Source organism: Mycobacterium sp., from assembly GCF_052143115.1.
GTDB lineage: Bacteria > Actinomycetota > Actinomycetes > Mycobacteriales > Mycobacteriaceae > Mycobacterium.
Genome location: NZ_JBKQTQ010000187.1, coordinates 1 through 8,184, shown reverse-complemented (window position 1 = coordinate 8,184; position 8,184 = coordinate 1). Strand labels below are relative to the sequence as shown.

Here is an 8,184-nt window from a genome sequence, read left to right as displayed (position 1 = left end):
CCTCTTTTAGGCCCGCGGCACGACTGGTCGCTACGGGTGAACGGCCCCCTTAGCTCAGTCGGTAGAGCGTTTCCATGGTAAGGAAAAGGTCAACGGTTCGATTCCGTTAGGGGGCTCGGCGGACGCCGAGCAGGCGGGCGGACCGTGCCAGAGGCGATGTAGCTCAGTCGGTTAGAGCGAACGACTCATAATCGTTAGGTCGCCGGTTCGAGTCCGGCCATCGCTACAACACAACAACGCGACTTGTAAGAGGGAAAACGGACATGGCTTCCAGTACCGACGTGCGGCCGAAGATCACCTTGGCATGCGAGGTGTGCAAGCACCGCAACTACATCACGAAGAAGAACCGCCGCAATGATCCCGACCGGCTGGAGCTGAAGAAGTTCTGCCCCAACTGCGGCAAGCACCAAGCCCACCGCGAGACACGTTAGCGCTAACCCGCGAGCAAATATTCAGACTGACTAGGTAGGTTCTAGAGACGTGGCGTTGGGCAAAGACGTCGTCGGGATGCACTACCGGTACCCGGATCACTACATCGTGGAGCGGGAGAAGGTCCGGGAGTACGCCGTCGCCGTCAAAAATGATGATCTCTCCTTCTTCGAGGAGAAGGCCGCGACAGAGCTGGGCTATGACGGGCTACTGGCGCCGCTGACGTTCATCTCGGTGTTTGGGTACAAGGCTCAGTCGGCGTTCTTCGAATACGCCAACATCGGCATACAGGACGAGAAAATTGTGCAGGTCGACCAGGTGCTGAAGTTCCTGAAGCCGATCCAGGTCGGCGACAAGCTGTACTGCGACGTCTATGTGGACTCGATTCGGAAGGCGCACGGCACCGACATCATCGTCACCAAGAACATCGTGACCAACGACGCTGGTGAGGTCGTACAGGAGACTTACACGACCCTGGCGGGTCGTGCTGGCGAAGAGGGAGACGAGGGTTTCAGCCATGCCACTGCGTGAGTTCAGTTCGGTGCAGGTCGGTGACCAGCTTCCGGAGAAGGTCTATCCCTTGAACCGTCAGGATTTGGTGAACTATGCGGGTGTCTCCGGTGACCTGAACCCGATCCACTGGGACGACGAGATCGCCAAGGTCGTCGGCCTGGACACGGCGATCGCGCACGGCATGCTGACCATGGGGCTGGGCGGCGGCTACGTCACCTCGTGGGTCGGCGACCCCGGCGCGGTGACCGAGTACAACGTGCGGTTCACCGCGGTGGTGCCGGTACCCAACGACGGCAAGGGCGCCGAGATCCTGTTCACCGGCCGGGTCAAGTCGCTCGATCCGGACAGCAAGTCGGTGACGATCGCCATTACGGCCACCACGGGCGGCAAGAAGATCTTCGGTCGGGCCGTCGCATCGGCGACGTTGGCGTAACGATGGCGATCAATACCGACATCCGCGGGATGGTGTGGGAGTACCCGGACAGCTACGTGGTGGGCCGGGAGAAGGTGCGCGAATTCGCCAAGGCGGTTAAGGCCGACGACCCGGCCTGCCTGGATGAAAAGGCGGCCGCCGAACTCGGGTATGACGCCATCGTCGCGCCCCCAACTTTTTCCACGATCCTTGGGAAGCTGGCCCAGGCGGACTTCATGCGCAACGTCGATACCGGCTACGACACGCTGCAGATGGTCCAGGTCGACCAGCGGTTCGTCTTCCACAAGCCGATCCTTGCCGGCGACGTGCTGCATGCCCGGATGGAGGTCCACTCCGTCGTCGAACGGTTCGGCGCCGACATCGTGGTCACCAGGAACACCTGCACCAACGACGCCGGAGAGGTCGTGTTGGAGGCCTACACCACGGTGATGGGTCACGAGGGCGACGACTCGATCAATCTCAAGTGGGACATCGAGTCCGGGCAGGTCGTCCGGACGGCGTGATTAGTACCTGAGACCTGCTCCGATGTACACTCGGACCTCGGGGTTTTCCCATTACCAGCGCGTTTTTCCTTCAAATTGGTGAGCGCGCGCGTTGTGTAGGCCCCGCAAGCGCAGGTTGGCCTGCCAACCAGCGAAGGGGCGTAGCTCAACTGGCAGAGCAGCGGTCTCCAAAACCGCAGGTTGCAGGTTCAAGTCCTGTCGCCCCTGCTGAATACGTGCGGCGACGATGCGGGCCGGGACGGCCCGAGGAGAAGCCGGACCAGAAGTGAGTGCGATGGTGGACACTGGAGAGTGACCACCAACACGAGGTTGAACGAAGGAGCATGCGGTGAGCGACGAACGCGACGATGCCGACGCCGCAGCCGACGGCGGAGCCGAGGAAGCGCGCGGCCGCACGGCAGTGGTGACGCGGCCGCAGCGCCCTACCGGCAAGCGGTCCCGTCAGCAAGCGGAGGGCGCGGAGAACGATGTCACCGATGACGACAGCTCGTCGGGTGCGGTCGAGCTCACTGAGAGCACCGCCGACGATGAGGCGGGCAAGAAGCCCAAGAAAGCCAAGAAGGCCCGCAAATCACAAGGGTCGTCGACCAACCCGATCGTCTATGTCTACAACTACCTCAAGCAGGTTGTCGCCGAGCTGCGCAAGGTCATCTGGCCCAACCGCAAGCAGATGATGACCTACACCTCGGTGGTGCTGGCCTTCCTGGTGTTCATGGTGACGTTGATCGGCCTGGTGGACCTGGGCTTGGCCAAGCTGGTGCTAGAGGTATTCGGCTGAGGCCGCAGACGCGCCAGAGCTGACGTATAGGAAGGACCAAAAAAACCGTGACTATCTCCAACGGCGATCTGCCCGTGGGTGAGACGGTCGACATCGAACAGGCGTTACACGAGGTCACCGGCGAGGCGAGTGCCCCGGACGCGGTGGCCGACGACGCCACGACGTTGACCGACGACACCGCTGCGGAGGCCGCTGCGCCCGAAGAGTCGGCCGAGGCCGCCGCATCGGACGATGAAGACGATGAAGACGTCGACCCGGCTGTCACACTGAAAGCCGACCTGCGCCGCAAGCCCGGCGACTGGTACGTCATCCACTCCTACGCCGGATACGAGAACAAGGTCAAAGCCAACCTCGAGACCCGCGTGCAGAACCTGGACGTCGGCGACTACATCTTCCAGGTGGAAGTGCCCACCGAAGAGGTCACCGAGATCAAGAACGGCCAGCGTAAGCAGGTCAACCGCAAGGTGCTGCCCGGCTACATCCTGGTGCGCATGGACCTGACCGACGACTCCTGGTCGGCGGTGCGTAACACCCCCGGCGTCACCGGGTTCGTCGGCGCGACCTCGCGCCCGTCGGCGCTCTCGCTGGACGACGTGGTGAAGTTCCTGCTGCCGCAGGGCGCGGCCAAGAAACCTGCCAAGGGCGCGGCGAGCACTGCCGCCGCGGCCAGCGAAGGCGGTCTGGAACGCCCGGTGGTCGAGGTCGACTTCGAGGTTGGCGAGTCGGTCACCGTGATGGACGGGCCGTTCGCCACGCTGCCGGCGACCATCAACGAGGTCAACGCCGAACAACAGAAACTCAAGGTGCTGGTGTCCATCTTCGGCCGCGAAACACCTGTGGAACTGGGCTTCACCCAGGTCTCGAAGATTTAGCGCTGCACGAAAGGAACATCAACATCTCATGGCCCCGAAAAAGAAAGTCGTCGGGCTGATCAAGCTCCAGATCCAGGCTGGGCAAGCCAACCCCGCGCCGCCCGTCGGCCCGGCGCTCGGCCAGCACGGCGTCAACATCATGGAATTCTGCAAGGCGTACAACGCTGCGACGGAAAACCAACGCGGCGACGTCATCCCGGTGGAGATCACGGTCTACGAGGACCGCAGCTTCACATTTGCGCTCAAGACTCCGCCTGCGGCCAAGCTGCTGCTCAAGGCCGCTGGGGTGGCCAAGGGATCGGCCGAGCCGCACACGAACAAGGTCGCCAAGGTCAGCTGGGATCAGGTCCGCGAGATCGCCGAGACCAAGAAGGCCGACCTCAACGCCAACGACATCGACGCCGCCGCGAAGATCATCGCCGGCACCGCCCGGTCGATGGGGATCACCGTCGAGTAGGACGGCGATTTCGTGGGAGGGCCAGCTTCGGCCCGCTTCATCAACCACAACCCAACATCAGATTGGATTATCGAATGAGCAAGAACAGCAAGGCATATCGCGCGGCCGCCGAGAAGGTGGACCACACCAGCCTCTACACGCCGCTGCAAGCGGCCAAGCTGGCCAAGGAGACGTCGTCGACCAAGCAGGACGCGACCGTCGAGGTGGCCATTCGGCTCGGTGTTGACCCGCGCAAAGCCGACCAGATGGTCCGCGGCACGGTGAACCTGCCGCACGGCACCGGTAAGACCGCCCGGGTGGCGGTGTTCGCGGTGGGCGAAAAGGCCGAGGAGGCAACCGCGGCCGGCGCTGACGTGGTCGGCAGTGACGACCTGATCGAGAAGATCCAGGGCGGGTTTTTGGACTTCGACGCGGCGATCGCCACGCCCGACCAGATGGCCAAGGTCGGCCGGATCGCGCGGATCCTCGGGCCGCGTGGCCTGATGCCCAACCCGAAGACCGGCACCGTCACCCCGGACGTCACCAAGGCGGTGTCTGACATCAAGGGCGGCAAGATCAACTTCCGGATCGACAAGCAGGCCAATCTGCACCTGGTCATCGGTAAGGCGTCCTTCGACGAGAAGCAGCTCGCGGAGAACTACGGCGCGGCGCTCGACGAGGTGCTGCGGCACAAGCCGTCGTCGTCGAAAGGTCGCTACCTGAAGAAGATCACGGTGTCGACGACCACCGGCCCGGGTATCCCGGTCGACCCGTCGATCACCCGTAACGTCGCCGAGGCGTAGGCACTCGGGTATTCAAGGTGGGTCACCGACAGTCGAACACACCTTCTTCTCTTAAGATCCCCTCATGAGAAGTGCCTCGGGTAACGAAGGTGGCGGTCGCGGAGACCGGCTGGAGTTGACCGACTACCTCGATGCGGATGGCGGCATCGTCCTGCCAGAAGGCGTCAACCTGGTGACATTTCTGGACCGCCACATCGCCGACATCGGCGATGCCATCGCTTACCGCTACCTCGACTACACCCAGCATGCCGACGGTGAGGCCATCAACTTGACCTGGGCCGAGCTGGGCACCAGGTTGCGGGCGATCGGTGCGCGCCTGCAGCAGGTGACCTCCCGGGGTGATCGGGTGGCCATACTGGCTCCGCAGGGCATCGACTACATCGTCGGTTTCTTCGCTGCGATCAAGGCCGGCGACATCGCAGTGCCGTTGTTCGCGCCTGAGTTCCCCGGGCATGCGGAGCGCCTCAACACGGTGCTCGCCGATGCCCAGCCCGCGGTGATACTGACCACCGCTGCCGCGGGTGCGGCGGTTCAGGAGTTCGTTCGGTCGCTACCGCGCAGCCGCAGACCGCGGGTGATCGCGATCGATGAAGTCCCCGACTCGGTGGGCGCCACGTTCGCCTCGGTTCATCTCGATACCGACGACATTGCGTATTTGCAGTACACCTCGGGGTCGACGCGGGCGCCGGTTGGTGTGGAGATCACCCACCGGGCGATCGGCACCAACGTGCTGCAGATGGTGATCTCGACCGGCATGGACTGGGACATCCGCAGCGTCAGCTGGTTGCCGCTCTACCACGACATGGGCCTGCTGATGATCGTGTGCGTGGCGGTATTCGGCACCCAGGTCACGCTCATGTCGCCGATCGCGTTCGTCCGAAGGCCGCAGCGGTGGATCCGCCAGCTAGCAGCCGAGTCTCAGCACGGCCGCACATTCGCGGCGGCTCCGAATTTCGCGTTCGACCTGGCCGTTGAGCGCGGGCTCCCCGATGCCGGCGAGGACCTCGACCTGAGCAATGTGGTGTCGCTGATCAACGGCTCCGAACCGGTCAGCATCTACTCGATCGCGAAGTTCAACGCGGCGTTCGCCCCGTATGGCCTGCCAAGCACGGCGGTCAAGCCGTCCTACGGCATGGCCGAGGCGACCCTGTTTGTCTCGACCATCGACCCCGCCGCTGGGGCAACCCTTATCTACCTGGACCGCGACCAGTTGGGCGTCGGGCGTGCGGTTCGGGTCTCGCCGGACGCGCCCAACGCCATCGCGCAGGTTTCCTGCGGCCGGATCGCCCGCAGCCAGTGGGGCGTCATCGTCAACCCCGACACCGAGGCGGAATTACCCGACGGGGAGGTCGGCGAGATCTGGTTGCACGGCGACAATATCGGCCGTGGATACTGGGCACGCCCCGAGGAAACCGAGCGGGTGTTCGGCAACAAGCTGCAGTGCCGACTGCCGGTAGGCAGCCATGCGGACGGGGCGCCGAGCGAGGCCACCTGGCTGCGGACCGGTGATCTTGGCGTCTATCTCGACGGTGAGCTCTACATCACTGGGCGTATCAAAGATCTGATTATCGTGGATGGCCGCAACCACTATCCGCAGGATATCGAGGCCACCACGGCTGAGGCGTCGTCGGCAGTGCGCTCGGGCTACGTCGCGGCGTTCTCGGTGCCGGCGAACCAGGTGCCGGGAGCGCCCGCCGATGAGGCCGGCGAGCGTCTGGTCATCGTTGCCGAGCGGGCGGTTGGCGCGGGCCGGGCTGATCTGCAACCGGTGATCGATGCGATCCGGGCGGCGGTATCGCGCCGGCATGGCCTGCCGTTGTCGGATGTGCTGCTGGTGGCGGCCGGCGTTATCCCGCGAACCACCAGCGGCAAGCTGGCGCGTCGGGCGTGCCGCGCGCAATATCTCAACGGCGAGTTGGGCCTGCGGGGCCATTCTTGATCGATCGCGAACCGCCCGATCGACGTGCGGCCGGGCTACTTCTGCAGCGTGTACTGATGAACGCTGGTGCAGCCCTCGCGGAATAACCGCACGCAGCCGTTGAGGTATTTGTCGTAGCGGTCGTAAACCTCCTGCGACTGGGCCGAGATGGCCTCGTCGCGGTGCGCCGCCAACGCTGCCGCCCAGTCCTGGAGCGTCCGCACGTAGTTCGGCCCTATTTCGTCGTCCCGGCTTACCGTGAACCCGGCCGCGGTGGCGTATTCCCTGGGCATCGACGCCGACGGCAACTGCCCGCCGGGGAAGATCTCTTTAATGATGAACAGGACGAACCGGGCCAATTCGAGGGTCAGCGGAATGCCCTTGCTTTGCGCTTCCTCCGAGCCGCTGATCGTGGTGATGGTGTGCAGCAGCATCCGGCCATCTTTCGGTAACGCGTTGTAGGCCATCTCGAAGAAGGCGGGATAGCGCTTGTGGCCGAAGTGCTCGAACGCGCCGATCGACACGATGCGGTCGACCTTGCCCTCGAATTCCTCCCAGCCCTGCAGCCGCACCTCGATGTTGCGGGTGGTCGGAACTTTGGCCAGCTTGGCGATGGCATACTCGCGCTGGCGTTCGCTGAGGGTGAGCCCGATCACGTTGACGTCGTAGTTTTCGATCGCGCGCTGCATGCCGCCGCCCCAGCCGCAGCCGATGTCGAGCAGGGTAGCTCCCGGCTGCAGGTCTAGCTTGCCCAGCGCAAGGTCGAACTTGGCGTTTTGCGCCTCGTCGCGGGTGGTGTTCTTGCTCTCGTAGTAGCCGCAGGTGTAGCCCATCGTGGGCCCCAGGAACAGCTCGAAGAACTCGTTGGAAATGTCGTAGATCGACTGAAGCTCTTCGTACTTCGGCTCAAATTTTGGCACTGCTGTAGGGTTCTCCATCTTGAAGTGGGATGGCCGGCGGCCGCATGTCTGATCTCCCTGACCTGACCCGCATTTCCTCGGGTGGTTCGTGTCCGATGCTGTTCAACAAAACGAGCCATGCGTCGTTGATAGCCCGGGACACGGCCCGCCCGGCGGAAGGGCGCATTCATTTGTCGGCTACACCGTGGATCACCACGGTCGGGCGCGGTGACCTGCCGATCATAGCCAGCCGACTGCGTCCATCGCGACCCCGCGTCATACGACGGGCGGAGTCCAGCACCCCCGTGCGGCCAACCATCCCGGCCGGCTTGGCAGTCTCGAGGAAGTGTCGTCAAGTCCTAATAGTTCTGTAGCCATCGGGTGACGCCTGGTCAATTCCCGAGGTGTGACCTCTTTCCACAGACGGGCGGATCCGGTGGCTGCACTCTCTGGGTTCGGTGCCGGCGCTGATGGGCTGGATGGTTTCGGCGTGTCGCGCGGGGTGTCGGGTCCGGGGAGTTTGACGCTGGATTTGTGGTTGGAGCCCGCCCGCGTGATCGACGCCTTGTCACCGAAGAACCGTGGAGTTCTGACACCAGA

At 63.8% G+C, this 8,184-nt stretch carries 10 protein-coding genes and 3 tRNA genes; 12 read left to right on the top strand and 1 reads right to left on the bottom strand.

What is annotated here, in order from left to right; genetic code table 11:
• Nucleotides 1–43 precede the first annotated feature (43 nt).
• From ACLQI9_RS19760 to ACLQI9_RS19705, 12 genes are all read left to right on the top strand, one after another.
• Nucleotides 44–116, top strand: a tRNA-Thr gene (locus ACLQI9_RS19760).
• 36 nt (nt 117–152) lie between these two features.
• Nucleotides 153–226, top strand: a tRNA-Met gene (locus tag ACLQI9_RS19755).
• Nucleotides 227–263: 37 nt separating this feature from the next.
• Nucleotides 264–431 carry a 50S ribosomal protein L33 gene (gene rpmG, locus ACLQI9_RS19750; protein WP_003898538.1) on the top strand — a complete coding sequence of 56 codons (168 nt, stop codon included), beginning with the start codon at nt 264–266 and terminating at the stop codon, nt 429–431.
• A 49-nt stretch (nt 432–480) separates the two neighbouring features.
• Nucleotides 481–960, top strand: a complete 480-nt coding sequence (hadA, locus tag ACLQI9_RS19745) for a (3R)-hydroxyacyl-ACP dehydratase subunit HadA (protein ID WP_442384453.1) — start codon at nt 481–483, stop codon at nt 958–960.
• Nucleotides 947–1,375: a (3R)-hydroxyacyl-ACP dehydratase subunit HadB gene (gene hadB / locus ACLQI9_RS19740; RefSeq protein ID WP_442384451.1), complete on the top strand. Its 429-nt coding sequence runs from the start codon at nt 947–949 to the stop codon at nt 1,373–1,375. The genes hadA and hadB overlap by 14 nt, the downstream gene beginning before the upstream one ends.
• 2 nt (nt 1,376–1,377) lie before the next feature.
• The gene (hadC, locus tag ACLQI9_RS19735) at nt 1,378–1,878 is read left to right on the top strand and encodes a (3R)-hydroxyacyl-ACP dehydratase subunit HadC (protein WP_442384449.1); all 501 of its coding nucleotides are present in this window, start codon (nt 1,378–1,380) and stop codon (nt 1,876–1,878) included.
• A 134-nt stretch (nt 1,879–2,012) separates the two neighbouring features.
• Nucleotides 2,013–2,085, top strand: a tRNA-Trp gene (locus tag ACLQI9_RS19730).
• A 121-nt stretch (nt 2,086–2,206) separates the two neighbouring features.
• On the top strand, nt 2,207–2,656 hold the full coding sequence (gene secE / locus ACLQI9_RS19725) for a preprotein translocase subunit SecE (protein WP_442384447.1): 450 nt from the start codon (nt 2,207–2,209) through the stop codon (nt 2,654–2,656).
• Between the two features lie 143 nt (nt 2,657–2,799).
• Entirely contained in the window at nt 2,800–3,528 is a 729-nt protein-coding gene (gene nusG / locus ACLQI9_RS19720; protein ID WP_442384492.1) for a transcription termination/antitermination protein NusG, read from the top strand.
• A gap of 28 nt (nt 3,529–3,556) precedes the next feature.
• Nucleotides 3,557–3,985: a 50S ribosomal protein L11 gene (gene rplK / locus ACLQI9_RS19715; protein WP_442384445.1), complete on the top strand. Its 429-nt coding sequence runs from the start codon at nt 3,557–3,559 to the stop codon at nt 3,983–3,985.
• Between the two features lie 74 nt (nt 3,986–4,059).
• Nucleotides 4,060–4,767 carry a 50S ribosomal protein L1 gene (gene rplA / locus ACLQI9_RS19710; RefSeq protein ID WP_442384443.1) on the top strand — a complete coding sequence of 236 codons (708 nt, stop codon included), beginning with the start codon at nt 4,060–4,062 and terminating at the stop codon, nt 4,765–4,767.
• A gap of 64 nt (nt 4,768–4,831) precedes the next feature.
• A complete protein-coding gene (locus ACLQI9_RS19705; RefSeq protein WP_442384441.1) occupies nt 4,832–6,706 on the top strand; it encodes a fatty acyl-AMP ligase in 1,875 nt (624 codons plus the stop codon).
• Between the two features lie 35 nt (nt 6,707–6,741).
• Here ACLQI9_RS19705 and ACLQI9_RS19700 read toward each other — a convergent pair whose 3' ends face one another.
• On the bottom strand, nt 6,742–7,605 hold the full coding sequence (locus ACLQI9_RS19700) for a cyclopropane mycolic acid synthase family methyltransferase (protein ID WP_442384490.1): 864 nt from the start codon (nt 7,603–7,605) through the stop codon (nt 6,742–6,744).
• Between the last annotated feature and the right edge of the window lie 579 nt (nt 7,606–8,184).

What these genes read in the sequence shown, in the direction of transcription:
- hadB (WP_442384451.1), top strand. Translation starts at nt 947, where the DNA reads ATGCCACTGCGTGAGTTCAGTTCGGTGCAGGTCGGTGACCAGCTTCCG.
- rplA (WP_442384443.1), top strand. Translation starts at nt 4,060, where the DNA reads ATGAGCAAGAACAGCAAGGCATATCGCGCGGCCGCCGAGAAGGTGGAC.
- hadC (WP_442384449.1), top strand. Translation starts at nt 1,378, where the DNA reads ATGGCGATCAATACCGACATCCGCGGGATGGTGTGGGAGTACCCGGAC.
- rpmG (WP_003898538.1), top strand. Translation starts at nt 264, where the DNA reads ATGGCTTCCAGTACCGACGTGCGGCCGAAGATCACCTTGGCATGCGAG.
- ACLQI9_RS19705 (WP_442384441.1), top strand. Translation starts at nt 4,832, where the DNA reads ATGAGAAGTGCCTCGGGTAACGAAGGTGGCGGTCGCGGAGACCGGCTG.
- rplK (WP_442384445.1), top strand. Translation starts at nt 3,557, where the DNA reads ATGGCCCCGAAAAAGAAAGTCGTCGGGCTGATCAAGCTCCAGATCCAG.